Below are 21,861 nucleotides of genomic sequence, written 5' to 3'. Positions count from 1 at the left end.
AACGCAATAGGCGTCCGCACGCGGGCTACTGGACGTTAAAACAATCCCAAAACCCGAAAATCGACGAAATCTTAGAGCCAAACGCGCGCCCAGAAAAACTAAGATAGTTTCCACACAGCCTCAGCCCTGCTTACCAGTTTTCTGCCGTGCAGCGGAAGTCCGCTTTACCCAAATTTTCAAGCAATCTTGACCAAAGGAAGCTCGCCGAAACTTGCTAGGTGCCATTCGAGTCCATTCTTGGTCAGTGCCGCAACCGCAAACCATTTGATTTCTGGTCGATGACCAGGGCAGACTGTAGGTTCAATTTAAACAGCCAAGGAAACTGCCTTGTCCGATCGAAGCAAAGACATAGGTGGCCGCGATAGGGGCGGGCAAAACCCAATATCTGGTAGCCCTATTGCAATGGCTCTCCTGGAGTCTGAGGGATTTCTTTATCAGTTGGGAAATACCAATTCAGATACTCCCGAGAGCATTGGGCATGAAATGATGAACCAATGGTACATTTTGCTCCGCGATGGTCGCACCGTTGAAGGAATAGTGGATGCAGCAAAGGATGTACGGGGCTTAGTTGTCGTACGGAATGAAGGAGACGAATGGCATCCCGATATCAATGAGAAACCGTCCAGCATTCCGCCGTTCGCTGTCTCTCCGCCGGTTGAGAAGCCATTTTCGGTGCCGCTTGAAGAGGTCGATGTTTTTGACGTCGAAATTCTGAAGAATACGATTGAATTTCAAGGTAAGTCGGACGACGAAATCGAGCAGAATATCAACTACTTCCTCGCACCGAACGGTGACCAAGTTAAAGTTATAGCGAACACTTCTGATATTCACCGCCGCTTCGTCGTGATTTTTACTCATGATGGAAATTTGGAAGAGATCAATGACCCAGAAATCTCGTATATTGAAGTTAGCGGCGAAGCCGATCCGTTGTTGATCGCGAATTATTTGGAGTTACGCGAGCTATCAGGAAGAGCAGCTTCCGAAATAGAAGCGCGACTTCAGCGTTTTTCTCTCCATCAAGGCACCTTGGATTAAGAGGGTTTCCATTCCGATGAGCGTTTATGACGATATTAAAAAGATGGTCACCGTGCTGAAAGTGCTTGAAGAAGTTGAGAGCAAGCAAAGGGAACAGGGCGTCCTTATTGCGCAGCTCAAGGATCGAATTCTTGTGCTCGAGGCTCGGGAAGATGCCGTCATTCTCTCGGCGAAAGAGGCTGCGCGACAGGCGTTCTCGGAGCAGCAGCAAGGACAATCAAATGATCGAATCGGTAAGTAATTAGAGGCCACCTCGCGTGTTTGTAAGTCCCAGCGGTTGATTCTGTCATATCCGTAGCACCCCGAAAGCGGACGTTGGCGCAACCGTTGTCAACGCCCGCTTCGTCCCGCACACCCGTTAGAGCAGTCCTTGGATTGAATGTCTCTTCCCGGCTAGCTGTGGTCATCTGACCAAAACCTTCAGATGACGGTTCCGAGCCCATAGCTCTGGATTATCACTCCACAATGAATGGCCGCTCCAAGAGGCTAGTCACAACTGTCACGGAACCGTATAGATTTTGCCCGTGGGTATCTTATCGGGGGAATCTGCGTAGGCGACTCCAGAGACAGAAACGTTTCAGCAACGACAGTACTATTTTGGAAGATCCTTATGAGCGGTAGCAAAAAGACGTCAAGAGACAACCGTGAGCCAGAAGACGGCGGCGCGCATAAGAAAAGCAAAGAAGGATCGGGGGAACAACCAGTATCTGGAAGAACGTTTTGGGACTTAGTGTACCTTATAGTTTTCAACCGGATCATGTGGTCTAGTCTCGCAGCTTTTTTATGTCTTATGGTCACGTTATCATTTTTTGGGTTGTCTGAGATATCTTTGGAGGGCGGCAAGCTTAACCTAAGGATTGGCAAGAGTCCGGAACAAATTGCCGCAGAGTTAGGGCAGCAGGAGCAAGAAAGGCGACTTGAAATCGAGAAGCGAGCTTTGGCCAATGAACAGGAGAAATTGAGCGAAATTTTCGATGGATTTGATGGAACGTGGACTGGCGTTCGTAGAGTCTCCGATAGTTTTGCGGATTTTTGCAGTTGGACATCTTGGGAGACTTACACAGTTGAAATGAAAGACTTTTCGGCAAGCCGAAACTATGGGAGTGGTACGTTATCGATAGCTGTTGAGGTTGACCTGACCATGAATGACGACTATCCCGAGAGAGTAAATCAATGCTTGAATGCTTCAGGCGCAAATACAGTTGGGCTTTCAGGGTGGAACGTTGGGTATGATTTAGACTTTTCAATTTTTAGCCAGGGCGGTTTTGCCAAATTGAACTTGGTGAAGATGGAGGACTGCGGGGATTCCTGTTTCCAATTTGATGCGGAACTAAGAATGCGCCCAAACGGTGAATTGCTCTTCACAGAACTCACGGAAATCGGAAATAAACGCCACCAACTGCGGCTGCGTGCAAAATGACGTTTAAGCAAACCTACACAAAGGCTCTGCCCGCCTTCGCCGCGACAGTAGCGGTTACTGCCTAAGAATTTCGCCACTGGGGACAGACACAGCATTTATCTGTATCCAAGCGCCGCCGCGATTGATCTGCGCTCAGCCTCGCTCATTTGCCAGAGATGCTTCACAAACTGATGTCCGGTTTAGGCTGCACAGCGGTCATCTGCGCTTCGTGCTTGGACGGCAGCAAAGTCCGCACACCCGTTAGAGCAACCCTTGGATTGAATGTCTCCTCCGGGCTGGCTGTGGTCATCTGACCAAAACCTTCAGATGTCGACTGCGAGCCCATACCTACCAATGCTGATCACCCACTGATGTCTGCTCTGGTGAAGGGGAAAAGCGTTTGCCCATCTTGGGGCACCACACAATGGGCTATTTTTTGGGGGATTAATGCTTTGGTTCATCCTCCGCTTTCAAGAAGCGCCTCAGAAGGTCAAATTGGTAGTTCAAACCGTATTGTACCCGATCTGCACCGCCAGCACCCTGCTCCCGTCTTGGCTGAAATAGACATTCACAACCATCGAATAGGGAACCGCCGCTCTTAGGCGATCCAGAACACCGCGCGCGGGAAACTTCGGCCCATTGTTGCGGATTGACCAATATGCTGTGATGCGCAGTGCATCGTCGTGTACATAAGGGTTTTCGGAGCTAAAATTATCTGGCGGCATCCTAAACCCCTGCGCTTCCATAAAGGAACGGGACGCTTCGATCCCTCCCAAAGCAGATAAAAGCCGGAAAATGCACACTTCAGCTTCGGCGGTCCAGCTGATCCGTGCCCAATCTATCATTAGCGGCTCTCGCGATTGCAGGTTCTCTGTTCCGGCTACGAGACAGGATTGCGGGTCGGTGAACCTTGCTGCCGCGTCTAGTGCGTTGTCGTTCATTTCGCGGGCATATCGGGTCGCAGAAGCGGGATGATGGAGTAGTGAGAGCGGAAAGAGCAAATTCGTGGCACCTAGGTGGTAACTTGCCCTGAAAAGATAATAGCAAATATTCACAGCGTAAAAAGCGCTGCCGCCATTGGTGAGGCCCCAACCGGTCGACCAGAGCCGGAACTCCACATCTTATCCTGATCTCCCCGGACCCTTACACTCAAAACCCTTTTTAGCACCTACTTAGACACCGAATATCGGTGCTTCGGGCAAAGACTAGACTTCCAAAACGCTGGCACCCGAATACCGGTTGTTTTCGAGATCATCATGGGCCTGCTTCGCGTCGCTCAAAGGATAGGTTTTGGGGTTTGGAATACGAACATCACCCGCAGCAACCATATCAAAGAAAGAGCGCGCGTTTTCAACGAAGCTGTCTGCAAAATGTCCGTAGTTCGGGCGAGAAATCCGCAGGGATTTCGACGAAAAGCTACCGATATCCCAAGAGCCAATATCGCCCGAAGCTTCACCAAAACTGATTACGTGGCCTCTGATAGCAACGACGGTTAAGGACGTCTCGAAAGTTTCGGCGCCAACCCCGTCAAAGACAACATTAGCTCCTCTGCCGCGTGTCAAATCCATGATTTCCCCGATGCAATCAGAGCTTCGATAGTCCACCGCAGCTGCCGCACCCAGCGCCAGCGCCATATCGCGACCCTGCGCGCTGCCTGCTGTTGCTATGACATGAGCCCCGCGCGCTACGCAGGCCTGGACAAGCAGTTGCCCAAGCCCACCAGCCGCCGCATGAACAATCACGGTTTCATCGACCTTCAGACGATGGACATCTGTCGTCAGGAAGTTTGTTGTTACACCGCGCAACAGGCTGGCGGCAGCCTGAGCATCTGACAAGGTGTCTGGCAGGGTAACCAGGGCCTCTGAAGGCATGATCCTGTGGCTGCAATAGGCCCCTGGCGGCGCGCAGGCGTAGCCAACACGATCTCCGAGGCTCAACCCTTGAACTTCGGCCCCGAGCAACGCGACTTTGCCCACGGCTTCCATACCTGGAATGGACGGAGGCTGAATCAAATTGAAATGTCCGGTCCGGGTATGGATATCAATGAAATTTACACCCACGTAGGTCTGGGACAACAACACTTCGCGCGGACCGAGACGGGGAATTGCAATAGGCCGTTCAACGAGATTCTCCGGGCCACCAAAGGCTTGCACGAAAATGCCAGTCCCTTTTTCATCCAGCGAAGAGGCAAGAAGAGGCACTGGCCTGGTTGAGAGTACGCTGGGAATGGCAGGCGCATTTTGAGGAACGCCGCCAAACCAATCTTGCAAGGCCCTGAACCCTGCTCGGTAGACGCCGTCGCGAACAAGCTCTGTCATCTTGGTGATTTCTGCAGCTGGTGGGTCAAACCGGCTCCACCATTCGACAAAACATGCGTCACCGTCCGTGACCCGGCGCAAGCGCATGTGGGCCACATAGTTGTGTAACGGCACAGGGGCCTCGAGCAGGCAATAGCTGAGCCTCATGTCAAGATCTGAGGCATCGATGAGTTGCTCGCGCAGCAGACCACCATCGGTCAGTCGAAAATTGCGCACAGCGCCGACGACATCAGGCGCGCCTCCGCCTTCGATAAAGCTGGTCGCGATTGCCGGATGCCAGCGTTCATGGGCATTGAAATCGCGCAGGAGCCGCCAAACATCAATAGCAGGCGCATCAATGACAGTGCTTTCGCGTATTGTGACCATCGTGCGCCTGCTATTCTTTTACTTCATCTTCAATGCGGCGCCATCAAAGGTTGTCACCATGGCCGCCATCAGACCATCGCGTGTGACATAGGCATCCGAACCGCGGTATTCTTCGGCCAGAAAATCCGCCCGGGCCACCCATTGCACATTCAGCGTATTGCCGACCGGGAAAACGTGTTCGCTTGCAAATGTGATGCCCATCAGGCCGCCATCCGCAACGGACTGGCAGAAGCCGGCGAAAAGATCGCCGATATCCTTGCGCCCAGAAATGATCGTACCTCCGGCCAAGTGAATTTCTGCATCCGCAGGATACTGTGCCATAAGTCGATCCCAGTCACATAAATTAAGCGCATCCAGGTGTTCCTGCACCACAGCATCAGGTGTGGCTTGCCTGACCAGATCGGGCAGTTCCCTTTCCTGGGCGACAACTTGGGTCGCACATAGGATTGCAACAACGGTGAAAAGTGTTTTAGTCATCTTAGTTTCTCCTCCTTACGAGGGGTTGAAGCCGAGCGGCTGGGTGGGCCTGATTGCCATCACCGTCCATCCAGTCGCTTTTTCAGAGCCGTGAATGCACTCTGAAACACGTTGTCGCCGATATGGGCGATCAATTCTTTTTCATCTTCGGGGCGGCATTCGAACGTTGCCTCCCAGCTGGCAAAGCACCTATTGCCATCGGTCACCGGCGCTAATGCGAGTGTTGCGACATACTCAGTGACTGCCATTGGGCTTTCGAGGATCGCGTAGGTACATTTGAAGTCGTAATCGGACAGGCCAAGAAGCTGTTCCTTGATGACGCCGCCATCGGCCAATTTGAAAATGCGGACACAGCCTACTTTGTCCGCAGGTAAATTGCCCTCAATGCGGCTCTCGACAACGAAGGGCGTCCAGTCCGGCAGTCCGTTGAAATCTCGCACGATACGCCAAACTGCGGCGGGAGGGGCGTTCAGAACAGTTGAGACAAATACTGTTGCCATGGTCAGTCGTCGTCTCTGTCACGTCGATCAGCGGTATCGTCAGACTTTCCGGATTTCTCGCCATTCTCGGACAGTTTCGCGATGTCCTTTGCGTCTCGCAGCACATCAGTCATGCGCCCCATGCTGCCACCTTCGATACCAATTTCTTTCATCAGATTGTCGATCATCGGCGCTTGAACGCGGTACCGAAGCGCAGAATCTATGACCTCATCCGTAACGTTTTTATTGCCGCCTGATCCCCCGGCATTGATACCATCAACGTGCAATATCTTGATGCCATCGATCTTCTCCATGGGTCTCACGCTTTCGCGAACAATCCCTTCGAGCCGGTCAAGCAAGGCAGCGCGCAACCGACCGGCGCGTGCATCTTCGGACAACACATTCTCCGCCTCGTTCATCTGTTTGGCCCCTTTGGAATCAACGCTGTAGCGTTCGGCCGCGGACAGGGCGAGGGTCTTTTCAGCCTCCGCCGAAGCGGTGGCAGCGATTTTTTGCGCCTCTGCCAAAGACTTCGCCGCCGCCATTTCTGCTTCCGCCTTGGCGGTTATTTCCAGAGCGCTCCGCTCAGCCTCGCGGTGCGCAGCGATCATGTCGATCACCTTGCGGCGTTCCGCAATTTCCTTCTCGCGCAGCGTAAATGCCTGTTCCTCGGCTTGGATCGCTTTGCCACGGACCGCTTCGGCTGCGGCAATCGCACTTGACCGCTCCTGGCTTTTCTTTGCCAGCGCGATTGCCTTTTCCTCGCGCGCCATCTCCACTTCGAGATCGCCCTGAACTTCAATCTGGCGCAGTTCTTTGGCCTTCAGCATCCGGGCTTCTTCAACGCCGCGTTCAGCCGTAACCCTTGCACGCTCAACTTCCTCGCCGGACGCGATTTCGGCTTCCTCAAAGGCCTGCCGTTTGGCGATTTGCAAGGCTTCCAGGTGTTTTTCACGGGCAATACGCACCTCGTCCAGGGCACGGGCTTGCGCCACTTTCTCGGCCTCGGTGCCCTGATCCGCAACGATCTGTGCACGCTTGCGCTCTCCTTCTGCCTCAGTCAATTCAAGCGCTTTCTTGGCCAATGCGATCTGGCGGTCTTGCTCAGCCAGTTCGAGGGCTTTCTTGCGTGCTATGGCCAGGGTGTCCTGTGCCTGTTCACGTTCAATCCGCGCCTGCTCCAGAGACAGTTCCAGCGCGATGTTCTCTTTTTCGGTTAATTCGCGGGTTTTCAACTCTGCTTCGTCCAACGCACGTCGCCGGGACAGTTCAAGCTTCTGGGCCTCTTTTTCCTTTTCGATGCGTTCTTGGGTCAAGCGACGTTCTTGCATTAAACGTGAGACTTCGACGGCCTCATTTGATTCCATACGCGCTTGCTCGGCTTCTTGTTCGCGCAAGGCCCGTTCGCGCGCCAATTCCGTGCGCTGTGCGGCTCGCCGTACTTCAACTTCGCGCTCTTGTTCAAGCTGCGCATATTCGGTGTCACGATCAATTTCGAGCACTTTGCGCTGCGTCTCGAGGTTCTGGTTGCGGATGTCCACCAGCGCGCGTTGCTCAATTTCGTTCCGCAATTTACGACGGTTTTCAATGGTCTCGGTGAGCTGGGTCAAACCTTCTGCGTCAAAGCTGTTGGACGGGTCAAAGAACTCAAGACCTGTCTGGTCCAGATCAACGATTGCAACGCTCTCAAGCTCAAGCCCATTGGCGGCCAGAGATTCAGAAGCCAGATCGCGCACCTTTGCGGCGTATTCGTGTCGGTTCTCGTGCAGTTCTTCCAATGTCATTTGTGCTGCAACGGTGCGTAATGCGCCTGCGAATTTGCCCTCAAGCAGTTCGTGCAGACCGCCGTCTCGCAACGTGCGTCGCCCCAGAGTTTGCGCCGCCGCTGCCACCATCTCATTGCTGGCACCGACACGCACAAAGAACTCTGCACTCAGATCAATGCGCATGCGATTTTTTGTGATCAATGCCTTGTTTTCCAAACGCTCGACCGCGATGCGCAGCACGTTCATGTTCACGGGCGTCAGTTCATGCAGGACCGGAATGACAAAGGCGCCCCCGTTGACAATCACTTTTTCGCCAAGGAAACCCGTTCGGACAAAAGCAATTTCCTTTGTCGAGCGGCGATAGAGCCAGCGCAGCACATAGACTGCAACGGCGATGACAATGACGGTTATGATGATCCATAAAAGAAGCTGTCCGAATGTGCTGGAACTCATGATCCGATTTCCCTTCTAAGCTTTGAAACTGATGGATTTGAACTTGCGCGTCTGTTCTGTCAGCGCCCGTTCTGTTGGCAGCCGCTCCATTGAAGAGGCTCCATAGAACCCATGGCAATGTTTGGTGTGGCGCAGCACATATTCGGCATCTTGAGGTTCAGCTACTGGGCCGCCGTGCACAAGCACGATCACGTCTTCGCGCACCTCCATCGCGGCCCTTGCCCAGCGATCCACGATCTCTGGGCAGTCTTCAAGCGTCAGGGCCGTACCTGCCCCAATAGACCCGCCCGTCGTCAAACCCAGATGGCATACGACAATGTCCGCGCCTGCCTTTGTCATGGCCCGGGCATCGTCTTCGCTAAAGACGTAGGGCGTGGTAAACATCCCCTTGCGATGCGCCATGGCGATCATGTCAACTTCGAGCTGATAAGACATGCCCGTTGCTTCAAGATTTTCGCGAAAAGTACCGTCGATCAGGCCGACGGTTGGAAAATTCTGAACCCCGGCAAAACCCACACGCGTCAGATCGTCGAGAAAACTGTCAAACATGCAAAACGGGTCGGTTCCGTTCACGCCAGCCAGTACCGGTACGTTTTTGACCACCGGCAGCACTTCGGAAGCCATTTCCATCACGATCTGGTTGGCGTTGCCGTAAGCCATCATCCCCGCAAGCGAGCCGCGTCCGGCCATGCGGTAACGGCCCGAGTTGTAAATGACGATCAGATCGATCCCGCCTTCTTCTTCGCATTTGGCGGATAACCCTGTGCCCGCGCCACCGCCCACGATAGGGCTTCCCTGCGACTTCATCTCGTTGAACCTACTTATGAGTGTTGCCCTGTCTGGCGCTGCCATCATGCTCTCCTTTGTAGCGTCGGTGCGATGGCGTGGAATGCGTCCAACACCGCATGTGTGAAATCAGGGTGGTTGATATGTGCGGGAACGCGCAATACCTGCCGCTGACCTGTTTGAGTGACCCGCGCCTCAATAGCGTCGAACAGTGCGGCGCGCGCGGCTTCGTCTTCAAACGGCTGGCCCGGTGCATCAAGGGCCGACACACCACCTTCGGGCAACAAGAACCGGACTGGACCGTCCATCTGATTTAGGCGCTCACCGATCCAGTTACCGCACTGGCGGCTTTCCTCAATTGTTGTCCGCATCAGGGTAACAGCCGCGTTGTGAATCACAAATTTGCGGTCGTTGAATTTCTCCGGAACGCGTTCGCGTGGTCCAAAATTCACCATATCAAGAGCCCCAACAGATCCAACATAGGGCACACGCGTGCGGATCACAGCGCCGAATCGGTCATCATCGGCGGGGAAGACACCCCCAACGAGCATGTCAGCCAGTTCCGTTGTTGTCAGGTCGAGAACGGCAGAGATATCGCCGCTGTCGACCAATCCCTCCATCGCGCGCCCCCCAATGCCCGTGGCGTGAAAGGTCAGGCAGTCGTAGTCCTTTCCCAGGGCCTGACCCACTGCCTGCACGAGTGGAGTCGTCACACCAAACATTGTCAAACCGATTGCAGGACGCATCAGTTTGCGCTCTGCTGCGCGCGCGGCAGCGGACGGCAGGCCTGCGACCATGCCCGCCATGGCATGGGCTGCGTTACTAAGAACAACCTCTGTAATGCGGTTTAGCCCTTGCACGTCGGCAACCGAATGGATCATCTGGATGTCCGATGCGCCGACATATTGCGCAACCTCACCCGATGCGACGGTCGACACCATCAATTTCGGAATTCCAAACGGCAATGCCCGCATGCCTGCCGTCGCCAGCGATGTTCCACCAGAACCGCCCGCAGAAATGATACCACCTATGCCGCGTTCCCGACTGATCCATTTTGCAAATGCATCGGCCATGGCGCGCACCGAAGCGCCGCGTTCTCCGGTCATGACCGCCCCCGTACCTCCCCGTGCCATGCTGGCAACCTGCATCGCTGGAACATCTGCCCGACTGGGTTTGCCCGAGGTGGAAAGATCAACGGTGCGCACGGGCACGCCCTTTTTGCGCAGCTTTGCCGCGATGAAACCCAGTTCGCGGGCCTTGGTGTCAAAGGTGCCAGCTACCAGAACGGTGCGACCCACGCGCTCTGCAAAAGGAATGTGGAACACATCTTCCTCGGGCTCAGGAGTCACCTTCTGTGCCAAGGGCGCGATGGGTGCCTGCACATTCCAGCGGTTGGGCATCTGGGCAACCGGGTAGTGGGCAGCGTCGTCTTCTCGGGTCACGCGGTACACATGGTCCAGCTGCGCCTGCGCGGCTGCGGCGTCTTCTGGTGTAGGCTCAATCGCTTCGTCTTCGGCCTGACGGCCCACACCCAACAGGCGCTGCTGCATATCGGTGTCGGCAGAAAGCGCTGCTGATGCCATCATCCGGCTGATCTTGCCATTGACCATGATGCCGACCTGATCAGACACGGATGTGGCAACCCCGATATTCTGTTCAATCACAAGGATCGCCATTTCGCCTTCGGCCCCCAAAGTGACCAGCATGTCGCGCACCTGATCCACAATCACCGGGGCCAATCCTTCGGTGGGCTCATCCATGACCAGTAGCTTGGGATCAGACAAAAGAGCGCGGCTGATGGCCAGCATCTGCTGCTCGCCGCCCGACAGCTGTGCGCCTCCGTTGCTGCGCCTTTCCGCCAGTCGCGGAAACGTCTGATATACGCGATCCGGCGTCCATGAGGAATCGCGGGCCGTGCCTGCTGCCAACCGCAGATGTTCATCCACGGTCAGGCTGGGCCAGACCCGCCGACCCTGGGGCACATAGCCCACGCCAAGACGATGGATTTCGTGCGGATCAAGTTTTGTTATGTCGCGCCCGGCGATCCGGATCGAACCGGAGCGTGCCTTTGTCAGCCCGGTGATCGTGTTGCACAGCGTCGTCTTGCCCATGCCATTGCGACCCACAATGGACAATACACCAGAGCCCAGAGCAAAGCTCACACCCTGCAGGGCATGGCTTTCTCCATAATAGACCTGCAAATCATCAACCTGAAGCATCGGGCGCTCAACCATGACCACCCCCCAGATAGATTGCCTGCACCTCGGCGTCGTTTTCGATCTCTTCTGGTGTCCCTTCTTTGAAGACGCGTCCGTTGTGCATCATTGACACATATTTTGACACACGCAGCGCAACGTCCAGATCGTGCTCGATGATGATATATCCGATATGATCCGGCAATGCGTTCAGGATCGCCACAAGGTCCCGTCGCTCTGTGGGGGAAAGTCCGGCAGCGGGTTCATCAAACAGGATAAATCGGGGTGCTCCGGCCAACGCCAGGGCAATCTCAAGCTGGCGCTTACGTCCATGACTGAGGGTCGAAACCAGCAAATCGCGGTCATCTTCAAGATGGACGGCGTGCAGGATTGAATGTGCCTGTGCCATATTCGCATCCCGATCCATCGGACGCAGCAACGAAAATCGTCGGCGCGAGACACCGCGACAGGCAAGGAAAACGGACTCAAGCACGCTGAGCCCGTCGAATAGCTGTGAAATCTGGTAAGTCCGGCGCAGGCCGCGGCGAATACGCTCGTGTGCAGGGATTTCGGTGATGTCCTCACCAAAGAACTGAATGCGGCCAGACGTGCATTCAAAGTCGCCGGTAATGGCGTTGAACAATGTTGTCTTGCCCGCGCCATTGGAGCCGAGGACCGCGCGCCGTTCACCAGCCGCGATCCTCATGTTGATGTCCGATAACGCGATAAGGGCACCAAAATGACGTGCTACACCAGAAAGCTCCAACGCACATGCGCCGGTCCCCTCTAGCCGAGATGCCGCCAGATTGGTGTCCTGCTTGGCCATCGCGTTATTCGCAGCTTGGGTTTTCGCGGCTTACCGCACCCAATGCCATGAATTCTTCCTTGTCGATTCCAAGGGTCTGATTCACCTGCGATGTCACCTGGATCAACTTGTTGACCAAATTTCCGTCGGCATCTTCGGTTACCTCAGTCAGATACATGTCGGCGATCGCATTGCGGTTCTCATCCAGCGATACCATCCCGGTGGGTGTCTCGAAGCTCAGAGCGCTCAGCGCCGCACGGTAGGCGGCTGGATCGCTCATGTCACCATCCACCTCGTTCAGCGCAAGGATGGCGGCTTTCATGCCGATATAGTAGGCATGTGCAAAGAGCGATGGCGACGGGAAAGCGCCATCCGTCTCTTTGTAGGCTTCGACAAAGGCGACCCACTCAGGTGCGTCGTTAGTGTCTGCAATTGGACCTGCAGCGGGCGTGCCGATAAGAACATCTTTCAAGCGACCTTTGGAGGTCAAAACGGTCTGATCGACTGTAATGGACCCGCCAATCAATGGCGCTTCGCCTCCGGCCTGCTGAAATTGCGACAAGAAGTTGACGGCATCGGCCCCACCAAGAGCCACATAAATCGCGTCAACGTCATCCGGGATAGCCGCGATGACGGACGAATAATCTTTGTTGCCAATCGGCACCCAGGATTTCGACGTCACCTTGCCACCCGCCTGGCAGAATTCAGCCATGAAACCAAAGACCTGCGTGTATGGAAAGGAGTAGTCCTCTGCAACGACAGCCACGTTTTGGTAGCCCTTTTCGTTGTACGCATAGGTGCCAAGCCCCGCCATCCATTGGGCCCCATCGGTCGAGAACCGGAAAAAGTTGGGCGCAGGGTCACGGAAGGTCGTGTCCTGTGCAGCGGATGATCCATTGATGAAAGTCACATCGGGTTGCGACAGGGCATAGTTTTTAACCGCTATCCCTTCGTCCCCCGAAAGGGGACCAACGAGTATTGAAACGCCGTCTTGTTCGACGAGTTTTCGCGCCGCACGCACGGCAGAATCGGGTGAGGCGTCGGATGATCCCTTGATGACCTCGATCTTTTTGCCGCCGGCCATGCCGCCAGCCTCGCTGAGCGCGACCATCGCGCCGCGTTCACTGTCCTCACCTAGCACCGTGAAAGCGCCTTCGAATGTGGCCAGAAGACCTATTTTGATTGTGTCATCCTGCGCCATTGCCAATCCCGGCAGCGTAAAAGTGGCCAGCGTCGCAGCCATTAGTGTTCTTCTGTGCAGTCTCATTTGAACCTCCCTTGGTTTCTTGAGTCGTCGTGTCATTTTTGGCCTGCAATATTCAGATGTCAGACCTGAGTGATCCGGGCGCGAGGTGGGGTTTTGCTTTTTCCCAAAGTCCCAGAATGCCGTCAGGTGATACAAAGACGATCACCAGAAAAAGTAATCCGATCAGGGTATTGAACCGTTCAGCCCCGACTATATCGATGGCAAAGGTCTGCATAAGGATCACCACGACCGCTCCAAGGAACGGACCAATCGGGTGACGCAGGCCGCCGATGACCGTGATGATAAGTACGTTGATTGCAGCACCTACATTGATGGTGCCCGGCGAAATGCGCCCATTGAACCAAACCAAAAGAATGCCAGCCAGCCCTGCGATAATGCCAGCCAGAAACCATGCAAACACCTTGTGCATGGTTACGTCGTATCCAAGGGCGCGCATCCGGCGCTGGTTGTCGCGGGTTGCCTGCAAGGTCAGCCCGAAAGTGGACTTTGAGGCATAGAGCACCGCAAGGTAGCAAAGGATCGCGACCCCAAGACTGAGAAAGTAGAAAGGCATTGGGTCGCGCCAGTCGATCCCGAAAACGACAGGCGCTTTTACACCTGCAAATCCGGGAAAGCCGTTGAACAATGTGTAGTTCTGCTGAGCGAAGTAGAACATCGCAGTAGCAACCGCGAGCGTGATCATGATCGTGTAGATGCCGCTGGTCCGCACCGAAACCCAGCCCACCAGTGCAGATGCCAAGGCTGCGATGAAGACTGCAAAGGGCACAAGCACCCACCAGGGCCAGCCGAACCCATGCACATCCGCGCTGTTTTCGCCGAAAATGGCGACAGTATAGCCCGCGATCCCGGCGATGGTGATCTGAGCGAGGCTGACCATGCCGCCATACCCCGCCAGCCACATCAAAGAGAGGCCCAGCATTCCGAAAATCAACGAATAGGCACCGATTTGCGTCGTGAAAAAGTCAGAAGCCACAAAGGGAAAGACGAGCAAAACGGCCGCCAACGCCAAGTGCCCCGCGCCGATGCGCGCGATAAGATCGTTGCGCGCAGGCGCCTGATCGGGGAACGGTTCTGTAGTCACGATGTCGAACCCATGATGCCCTGTGGTCTGATTGCCAGCGTGACGACCATGATCAAGAACGTGACAACGATCCCGTAGGTCGGGAAATAAACGAGGCCCAGTTGCTCAGCCAACCCGATGAGGAGGGCTCCAATTGCTGCCCCGCTGATTGACCCCATGCCGCCGACGATCACCACCACCAGTGAGGCAAGCAGATACCGCACGTCCTCTCCTGGTGAGACTGAAAGTGCGGAGCCGCCAATCACGCCTGCCAATCCTGCAAGACCGGCGCCGACCGCAAATACAATGGCGAAAACAGCATGGACGTTGATACCTGAGGCCGAGAGCATCTCACGATCATCAACGCCTGCACGGATCATCATGCCGACCCGTGTGCGGTTCAACATCAGCCACAGCGCAATCCCAATGGCAATCGCGGCAAGCAAAACCAGAATACGAAAGAGCGGGTACTTGATGTATACGATAGATCCATTCGACCTGACTGCTGAGATAATCGGCAGTTCAAGCGTGCCTGACAGCCAATCGGGCACAAGAATCTGGTAGGTTCCGCCGGCCCAGATCGCCAACATCAAATCTGCAGCAACGATGGAAATCCCGATGGTAACAAGTGTCTGGCGCAGATCATCGCCTTCAAGTCGACGAAACACCGCAACCTGCAAGACAATCCCAAGCAGCCCCACGATCACAAAGGCCCCGGCAACGCCTAGCAGCCAGTAGCCTGTGAGATCCGCGATCTCGTATCCTACATAGGCGCCCAGCAGATAGAGTGAGCCATGCGCCAGATTGACATTGCGCATAAGCCCAAACACGAGGGTAAAGCCACTTGCGACAAGGAAATACAGTCCCGCCAGCGTCAGGCCATTCAGAATGGAACTGACAAAGGCCTTCTTGGAGATCAGAATATCCTTGACCCACTCAGGCCAGACAGGCGTGAAAACAAGCCACGCGAGCAACAGCGCCAGAATGACTGCAATGCCGATCCAAACTTGGCGCTTTGTCAGCGCGGGCGCGTTGTTCAGCGTGTCGTCAGGGGGGCGCAAGTCATTCATGCGGTCAGGCGCCGCCGTTGTTCGCCGGTTTTGGGTGCCTTGTGGAATTTGCCATCTTTCATGATAGCGAGAAGACGTTTCTGCTCTTGAAGGATGCTCACATCCGAAATCGGATCCCCGTCAACAAGCAGCAAATCGGCCAGATATCCCTCTTTGATCATGCCAAGTTCATGTTCCATACACATGATCTCGCCGCCATATTTGGTCGCGGCCTGTATCGCCTCCATTGGAGAGAAACCAAGCATGTCGACAAAGGTCTGCACGTCCTTGGCATTGGTGCCCTGTGGGGTCCAGGCAAAGCCATAGTCACCACCGATGCAGACCCGGATACCCCGTTTGTGCATCTTTTTCATGGTGTCGACACACATCTCCAGCTCGCGTTCGTATTCCATCGAAAGCGGTGATCCAGGTACGATGCCCCATTCCTCAGCATGACGCGCGGTGTTGATCAACCAGGCAATACCGGGCGCAACAAAATGCTTGTCCTTGACAGCTTCAAGCATGTCGAGGCTTTCTTCATCGGCAAAGCTGGCGTGATAGATGTTCTGAATACCATGACGAATGCACTGTTTGACCGATCCACTGGACCGGGCATGGGCGCTGATCACCTTGTTTCGGCACCGGGCCTCGGCGCAGGCCATGGCGACTTCTTCTTCGGACATGGGCGTTTCTTCGGCGCCCATGCCCGTGATGGCTTCACCGGACAGATTGAGCTTGATGCTGTCCACACCGATCTTGATCAATTGACGCACCGTCCGGCGGACCTCTTCGGGGCCCGATACAACAAGGCCCAGATTCAAGCCCTCATGCGGAATATGACTGGGCGCTGCATCCCCCAGACCACCTACTGTGGTGATCTCAGGACCGGCAGCAAGATACCGTGGCCCCGGATAGCGCCCCTCGTTGATGAAGCGCTTTGCGACGACATCCAACCTTGGTTTTGCTGCCGCCGCACCACGACCTGAAGTAAACCCGGCGTCAAGAACCAACTTGGCCATCTCCATGGTGACCAGCATATGCTCTTCAAGCTCCATCATCTGGATCGGATCAATGCCCGGCGCATTGTTCCAACTCAGATGCAGGTGTGCGTCGATCATGCCGGGCATCAGTGTGGCACCCATCCCGTCAATAACAGTGGCACCGCCATATTGACCGCCACCAAAACGTGAACCACCTCTGCTCACGCGCGAAATGCGGTTCCCCTTTACGGTGACTTCGCCAGAGTAGGGATATTCACCCGTCGCATCGAGGATGCGCACATTTGTAAATACGATTTCTCCGGAGGTGTCGGCGCCACTGTTCCAATCACTATCTGCCATATTGACCTCTCATCTCGCGCAATGCCGCGCAGTCATCTATTGTGGGTGCTCTGCCAAGAAGCCTCTTAGCAGAACAGCGCTCTGTTCGGGTTTTTCCAATGGAGTCCAGTGACCGCACCCGGGTAGGATCTCCAGCTTCGCTCCGCTGATTTTTTCGCTGAGCAACCGCCCCATACTAACGGGAGCAACAGGATCGCTTTCGCCTGTGACCAGCAGTGTCGATGCTGTGATCTTACGCCAATCGGCCGCTTCTGCCAGCGAAAGTGCCTCGCAATTGGCTGCGTAACCATCACCTGTCTGCCTCAAAACGCTTTCACGAACAAATGCGACAGCTGCGGGATTTTCCCTGTGGGTAGATGGCGCGAGCGTGTTCTGGACGATCTGATCTGCAATTCCTGCCAGGTTTTCTTTCCGCGCATGCGTCGCGCGAAGTAACAGGCCTTCACGGGCTGTTTGCGGTGGTTCTGTCAGGGCCCCATAGAGGACCAGCCCCTTTACCCGATCTGGAAAGCGTGCCGCGATGTGCTGACACACAATGGTGCCCATCGAATGGCCGACAAGGTGAAACGTCTCAATTCCCCTGTCGGTCAACCATTGTGTCACCGCCTCGACCATTACCGCGATGCTGAGACGCTGTGATCCCAAGGCAGAGCGCCCGGAACCGGGCATATCGGGCCGGATGGCCCGCATGTTGCCAAGAGCCGTCATCAGCGGCTGCCACGTGTTCGACGTGCCGCCCAATCCGTGCAACAGCACAATTGGAAACCCGTCTCCGGTATCTTCGACAACAAGACTCACTTCGCGACCATTTCATTCTGCAAATATCCGATCTGGTCGATCTCGACCCGCACAACATCGCCCGGAACAAGGTACTTCGGTGGCGAGAAGCCGATGCCCACGCCAACCGGTGTGCCCGTTGCAATGATATCGCCGGGGTTGAGTGTCAGTCCGGCAGACAGCGTGGAGATGAGCGTTGGTATGTCAAATATGAGATCGGCGACCGGTGCGCTCTGCCGCAGTTCGCCATTGACAGTGCAGCGCACGACCATCTTCGAAAAATCAACGTCGTCGGTTGTGACAACCCACGGCCCCATCGGGCAGAATGTGTCCTGCGACTTGCCGATCAGCCACTGGCTATGACGGCCCTGCAGATCGCGCGCGGTGACGTCGTTGACAATTGTGTATCCCCAGATGTGATCCATTGCGTCGGAGGCTGAAATCCCTCGGCCACCAACACCCATGATGACAGCGAGTTCGGCTTCGTAATCAATCGCTTCGGAAACCGATTTGTCGATTACGACAGCGTCCTCCGGGCCAACGACACATTCGGGCACCTTTGAAAAGATGATCGGATGCTCGGGGATGTCGCCGCTTGCTGCCGAGGAATCGAATCCACTTTGGGCAAATTCCCTGGCATGCGCGTGGTAATTTTTACCCACGCAGAAAATGTTGCGCGCCGGACGCGGCACCGGCGCTTCCAGCCTGATCCGGGCAAGGTCCAGCGGCTCCTTTTCTCGCGGCATTTGAGCGCGACCAATGAGGGCGGTCACCCCTCTCGACGCTTCATACAGGCTCACATCAAACGGATAGACACACATCTGGTCCAGATCGACTCGACCGATATGGCGCTCTCCACCGATTTTGAATGTCGCCAGCTTCATGATGCCACCCCCACAATATGAACCTATACGGATATTGGTTCACATTATCGAAACTAGCCAAGCGCTCTTGATACGGCAAGAAAATAATTTTCGAGCACAAAACCCGGTAATTTAAGGGAAAACAGATGGTATACGTCAGGAATCGGTCGATTTTCTATTCCTCTCCACAGTCATATATTATACCAATATTGGCAAAGGTTTCACGCAAAGAAGAAACAATGGCGAGAATCAAAGCAGTCGAAATTACCAAGTCCCTGCGTGAAAGGATTGCAGGACCGGAATGGCAAAAGACCCGTGTTTTGCCGAATGAACGGGCCCTTTCGGATCACTATGGAGTCGCGCGCAACACCATTCGACGAGCGCTGTCTACGCTCGAACAAGAAGGCATTCTTACTCGGCATGTGGGCCGTGAAACCGTGATCAATGAAACGTTTGTCACTGGTGTCACGGACCTTTCGGCAATCGTTGATCGGCTTACAGAAATCAGCCCGTTTGATATCATGAATATGAGGTTGATCATCGAGCCACATGCCGCGGCAACCGCTGCACAAAACGCCAGCGAAGGGAAATTGGAAGCCCTGCGCGACGTTCACATGCGTACGGTCGACGAACGCCGGGTGGTCGAATTCGAGGCGCTGGATGCTGTTTTTCACGAGTTGATCTTCAGGTCGGCACGCAACGAGTTTCTCAAAGAACTGAATGAACTGCTGGTCATTGCGCGTCGGCGCAAACCGGTAATTGCAATCAGACGGAGCGGCTTCAGCGAAGCGCGTCGGCTTGAAACAATTGCACAGCACGAGGAGATTCTGAAAGCGCTGATGGCGCGTGATGCGGAGGCCGCGACGGAGGCAATGAAATTGCACCTGTCGGTGCGCAGCCGCAACCTGTTTGGTGGGCATGGTGAGGCACGTCACGCGGAGGCGATAGATGCCGCAGACACCGTGGCTCACGCCGACGAAACAAGCGACGACGCTGAAGAATTGCTCGATGTGATGGAGCGTATCGCAGGAAGTAGCCCGGCAGATGTGATGAACGTCCGTCTTATTGTAGAACCAAAGGCAGCTTCGGTTTCAGCTGCCAACGCTCGAAGATCTGATCTGGTTGCCATTCGCAATGCGCATGAACTGGCCACGTCGTCGCTGGAGACAGAAGCTTTTGAAGCCTGGGACGGAGAATTCCACAAACGCATTTTCGAAAGCACGCGCAATGATTTTTTGACTGCGCTTCATGACATCTTTCAGGCGATACGTTTGCGCAAAAACTGGCTCGACATGAAACGCCGAACGCTCACCCCAGAACGCCGTCTTGTCTACTGCGATCAACACGGCGCAATCTATCAGGCCATTGCCAACCGCGACCCGATCCTGGCTGCTGAAGAGATGCATCAGCATCTTTTGGCAATCCAGAAAAATTTGTTCTGAGGGATTGCTTTAAAGCCCGCTTTCGGCTGAGAGGGATGATGTTCTGAGTGCAAGCACCGATCCAACCAAAGTGAACGGCGGCGTAGTCCCGATCCTCCAATGTGGCGCCAGTCCGCCGGGCAAGTTCGTTTCGCGATCGGGCTGATCACGCGTGATGGAACGACCGGTTTTGGGGAAAGCACAAAGTCGCCAAAAAGCTACCGCCGCAGGTGCGAATAGGTACTGCGGGGACAATGGCCGCGATTGCAAAAGGCGAGTTTGTCCCGCTTGTCGACCTAACCGGCCAAAACGAGGCTCTGCTTAGGGCTGACATCCTTGATAAAGCCATTGACGAGAGGGTGCACAAGAGGACACAGTGCCTCCCTGCCAACGGGGTGCAAACGGAAAAATCTTCGATTTTGCAGTACAGCAAACACCTTGCAGACTCCGCTGTGGTCATCACCGAAGGTCGTGCTACAGACGAAATTCTGGTCAGAGCAAACCTTGCGGTCGGCACTAAGCCCAAACGTGTAAACATCTCGCGGTCTGTGTTGCCTGTGCTGGTTGGCTTGGGAGTACCAGCTTGATCATATCGGTATGTGATCAGCGACACTTTGGCGTATCGCAGGCATGACTCCGAGCGACCAATTCGGTTTGTCGCGCTAATTCGCTTTCTCTTCGCTTTTTTCAAGCGCTTTTCGAGATCATTGGAAAATTTAGTAATTTTTGAAGCCTGCATTTGCTTAGGAGCAACACCCGGCTGATTGACTGGTGGTGGCGTCAAAGCTGTGACGAGTTCACCATAATCGGCAACTTCTCGCACTGAGCTCTCGCGCATCGTAATCCTCACTTCCTCAGTTGCTCCGAAGACAAGGGCGCTGGCTGCTTTTAAAGTGCTATCGTCCTGATCTTGCAGCGTGTGGTGCCAGACGGCCGCGACAGTTGCGATGCAATTCAATCGTTTTGCGCCTGTATACATGCCGCTGATGGCCAATTTGGGCGCAGTCCGCAGACCAATCTGTTGCACAGCTGCACCCGCTATCGCTTTGTTTGCCAAGGCTCGATCCGAAGCACTTCCAACGGCTCCCGTGACGAAAGACCCGGCTGGCACGAAGGTCAGGAATGACTGCACATCCTGTGTTGATGCGGTTTTTCTGGCAGCGTTGCGATATGCAACTGACATCTTGCGGCTGTAGCTGGCGAGTTCGACAAGTTTGGTTTCGGGCGCAATGCTCACCTTATTGCCCACTTGCAGCTCATCGATTAGCCCCCTTTCGGCATCAAGCAGGTTTTCTTCGGCGCACCCGCATAGCACCACTGCACAGCACGTCGCGATCATCCCATTACGAATGAAATCCCCCTGGAAAATGACGGGTATAATAGGTGGACCATCCGCCCTTAAGCGGACATCTGTCAATGAACCTCCCGTCTATCGAGCAAACTGAAGGGGTAGGTAGTTGAATTTCAGCGAAAGAACTATGGCTACCCACCTACGCATCTGCGGCAAGCAATCCTAATCCCGTGTAGTTGGCTTTGGTGATGGTGTGCGTAAGCCAGATGAGGCTGGCATTGGCGATAATTGCGGCGATGCATTGAGCGACGGTTGCCACGAAGAACATTTGGCTTAGGCGGGCATCTGCATCAGCACACCGTCACCATCATCTGACAATTCACGGATCAGCAGCGATATCGCCGTCAGCACACCGGGAAGTGGAACGAAACTCTCAGGCTTCAGCCTCAACCCGTGCCGCCGGTCGAACCAGCCGGAGATCGCCCCGAGTACTCCTTCGGAGTTGAACTCATAGGCAAATTGCCCCCGGTCGGCGACGTATTGCAGGGCCTCTTTGATCGGGTCGGCGATGGGCAGGTCCATATCGGCCACCCAGAACGGAGTGACCTGGTCGGTGCCGTAGAACATCTTGAGATACTTCGGGTTGTGGCGCGCGAAGGTGTCGCCGGTCTTGGCCGGTGCGGTGTCGAACTTGCTCATGTCTCTGTTCCCCTC

General features: G+C 55.0%; 21 protein-coding genes. 4 read left to right on the top strand and 17 right to left on the bottom strand.

Annotated elements, in window-relative coordinates; genetic code table 11:
- Positions 1-327 precede the first annotated feature (327 nt).
- From ACOTTU_RS23475 to ACOTTU_RS23465, 3 genes are all read left to right on the top strand, one after another.
- Positions 328-1,035: a hypothetical protein gene (locus ACOTTU_RS23475; protein WP_425661729.1), complete on the top strand. Its 708-nt coding sequence runs from the start codon at positions 328-330 to the stop codon at positions 1,033-1,035.
- Between the two features lie 16 nt (positions 1,036-1,051).
- Positions 1,052-1,276, top strand: a complete 225-nt coding sequence (locus ACOTTU_RS23470) for a hypothetical protein (protein WP_425661727.1) — start codon at positions 1,052-1,054, stop codon at positions 1,274-1,276.
- Between the two features lie 369 nt (positions 1,277-1,645).
- Positions 1,646-2,455, top strand: coding sequence for a hypothetical protein (locus ACOTTU_RS23465; protein ID WP_425661725.1), 810 nt, complete (start codon positions 1,646-1,648; stop codon positions 2,453-2,455).
- 482 nt (positions 2,456-2,937) lie between these two features.
- Here ACOTTU_RS23465 and ACOTTU_RS23460 read toward each other — a convergent pair whose 3' ends face one another.
- The 14 genes from ACOTTU_RS23460 to ACOTTU_RS23395 form a co-directional block, all read right to left on the bottom strand.
- Positions 2,938-3,375 carry a hypothetical protein gene (locus ACOTTU_RS23460; RefSeq protein WP_425661723.1) on the bottom strand — a complete coding sequence of 146 codons (438 nt, stop codon included), beginning with the start codon at positions 3,373-3,375 and terminating at the stop codon, positions 2,938-2,940.
- A 264-nt stretch (positions 3,376-3,639) separates the two neighbouring features.
- On the bottom strand, positions 3,640-5,118 hold the full coding sequence (locus tag ACOTTU_RS23455) for a zinc-binding dehydrogenase (RefSeq protein ID WP_425661721.1): 1,479 nt from the start codon (positions 5,116-5,118) through the stop codon (positions 3,640-3,642).
- Positions 5,119-5,136: 18 nt separating this feature from the next.
- Positions 5,137-5,595, bottom strand: coding sequence for a nuclear transport factor 2 family protein (locus ACOTTU_RS23450; protein ID WP_298922222.1), 459 nt, complete (start codon positions 5,593-5,595; stop codon positions 5,137-5,139).
- Positions 5,596-5,654: 59 nt separating this feature from the next.
- Positions 5,655-6,095: an SRPBCC family protein gene (locus ACOTTU_RS23445; RefSeq protein ID WP_425661719.1), complete on the bottom strand. Its 441-nt coding sequence runs from the start codon at positions 6,093-6,095 to the stop codon at positions 5,655-5,657.
- Between the two features lie 2 nt (positions 6,096-6,097).
- A complete protein-coding gene (locus ACOTTU_RS23440; protein WP_425661717.1) occupies positions 6,098-8,293 on the bottom strand; it encodes a flotillin domain-containing protein in 2,196 nt (731 codons plus the stop codon).
- Positions 8,294-8,308: 15 nt separating this feature from the next.
- Positions 8,309-9,145 carry a phosphoenolpyruvate hydrolase family protein gene (locus ACOTTU_RS23435; protein WP_425661715.1) on the bottom strand — a complete coding sequence of 279 codons (837 nt, stop codon included), beginning with the start codon at positions 9,143-9,145 and terminating at the stop codon, positions 8,309-8,311.
- A complete protein-coding gene (locus ACOTTU_RS23430; protein WP_425661713.1) occupies positions 9,145-11,313 on the bottom strand; it encodes an ABC transporter permease in 2,169 nt (722 codons plus the stop codon). The genes ACOTTU_RS23435 and ACOTTU_RS23430 overlap by 1 nt, the downstream gene beginning before the upstream one ends.
- Complete coding sequence (locus tag ACOTTU_RS23425; RefSeq protein WP_425661711.1) at positions 11,306-12,100, bottom strand: ABC transporter ATP-binding protein; 795 nt, start codon at positions 12,098-12,100, stop codon at positions 11,306-11,308. Before ACOTTU_RS23425 ends, ACOTTU_RS23430 begins: the two co-directional genes overlap by 8 nt.
- 4 nt (positions 12,101-12,104) lie before the next feature.
- The gene (locus tag ACOTTU_RS23420) at positions 12,105-13,346 is read right to left on the bottom strand and encodes an ABC transporter substrate-binding protein (protein WP_425661709.1); all 1,242 of its coding nucleotides are present in this window, start codon (positions 13,344-13,346) and stop codon (positions 12,105-12,107) included.
- A gap of 52 nt (positions 13,347-13,398) precedes the next feature.
- Positions 13,399-14,427: a branched-chain amino acid ABC transporter permease gene (locus ACOTTU_RS23415; protein WP_425661707.1), complete on the bottom strand. Its 1,029-nt coding sequence runs from the start codon at positions 14,425-14,427 to the stop codon at positions 13,399-13,401.
- Positions 14,424-15,476, bottom strand: coding sequence for a branched-chain amino acid ABC transporter permease (locus ACOTTU_RS23410; protein WP_425661705.1), 1,053 nt, complete (start codon positions 15,474-15,476; stop codon positions 14,424-14,426). Before ACOTTU_RS23410 ends, ACOTTU_RS23415 begins: the two co-directional genes overlap by 4 nt.
- The gene (locus tag ACOTTU_RS23405; RefSeq protein WP_298922213.1) at positions 15,473-16,795 is read right to left on the bottom strand and encodes a metal-dependent hydrolase family protein; all 1,323 of its coding nucleotides are present in this window, start codon (positions 16,793-16,795) and stop codon (positions 15,473-15,475) included. The genes ACOTTU_RS23410 and ACOTTU_RS23405 overlap by 4 nt, the downstream gene beginning before the upstream one ends.
- Positions 16,796-16,831: 36 nt before the next feature.
- Positions 16,832-17,593, bottom strand: coding sequence for an alpha/beta fold hydrolase (locus ACOTTU_RS23400; RefSeq protein WP_425661702.1), 762 nt, complete (start codon positions 17,591-17,593; stop codon positions 16,832-16,834).
- A complete protein-coding gene (locus ACOTTU_RS23395; RefSeq protein ID WP_425661700.1) occupies positions 17,590-18,456 on the bottom strand; it encodes a fumarylacetoacetate hydrolase family protein in 867 nt (288 codons plus the stop codon). Before ACOTTU_RS23395 ends, ACOTTU_RS23400 begins: the two co-directional genes overlap by 4 nt.
- 218 nt (positions 18,457-18,674) lie before the next feature.
- Between ACOTTU_RS23395 and ACOTTU_RS23390 the strand changes: the two genes are divergently transcribed.
- Positions 18,675-19,877, top strand: coding sequence for a FadR/GntR family transcriptional regulator (locus ACOTTU_RS23390; RefSeq protein ID WP_425661698.1), 1,203 nt, complete (start codon positions 18,675-18,677; stop codon positions 19,875-19,877).
- 145 nt (positions 19,878-20,022) lie between these two features.
- On the opposite strand, the gene ACOTTU_RS23385 is transcribed toward ACOTTU_RS23390, so the two are convergent.
- From ACOTTU_RS23385 to ACOTTU_RS23375, 3 genes are all read right to left on the bottom strand, one after another.
- Entirely contained in the window at positions 20,023-21,273 is a 1,251-nt protein-coding gene (locus tag ACOTTU_RS23385; protein ID WP_425661696.1) for a hypothetical protein, read from the bottom strand.
- 73 nt (positions 21,274-21,346) lie between these two features.
- Positions 21,347-21,475, bottom strand: coding sequence for a hypothetical protein (locus ACOTTU_RS23380; protein ID WP_425661694.1), 129 nt, complete (start codon positions 21,473-21,475; stop codon positions 21,347-21,349).
- A gap of 5 nt (positions 21,476-21,480) precedes the next feature.
- Entirely contained in the window at positions 21,481-21,846 is a 366-nt protein-coding gene (locus ACOTTU_RS23375; protein WP_425661692.1) for a hypothetical protein, read from the bottom strand.
- Positions 21,847-21,861: the final 15 nt, after the last annotated feature.

The organism is Roseobacter sp. EG26, assembly GCF_049830555.1.
Lineage (GTDB): Bacteria > Pseudomonadota > Alphaproteobacteria > Rhodobacterales > Rhodobacteraceae > Roseobacter.
This window is presented reverse-complemented; position numbering and strand designations above follow the sequence as displayed.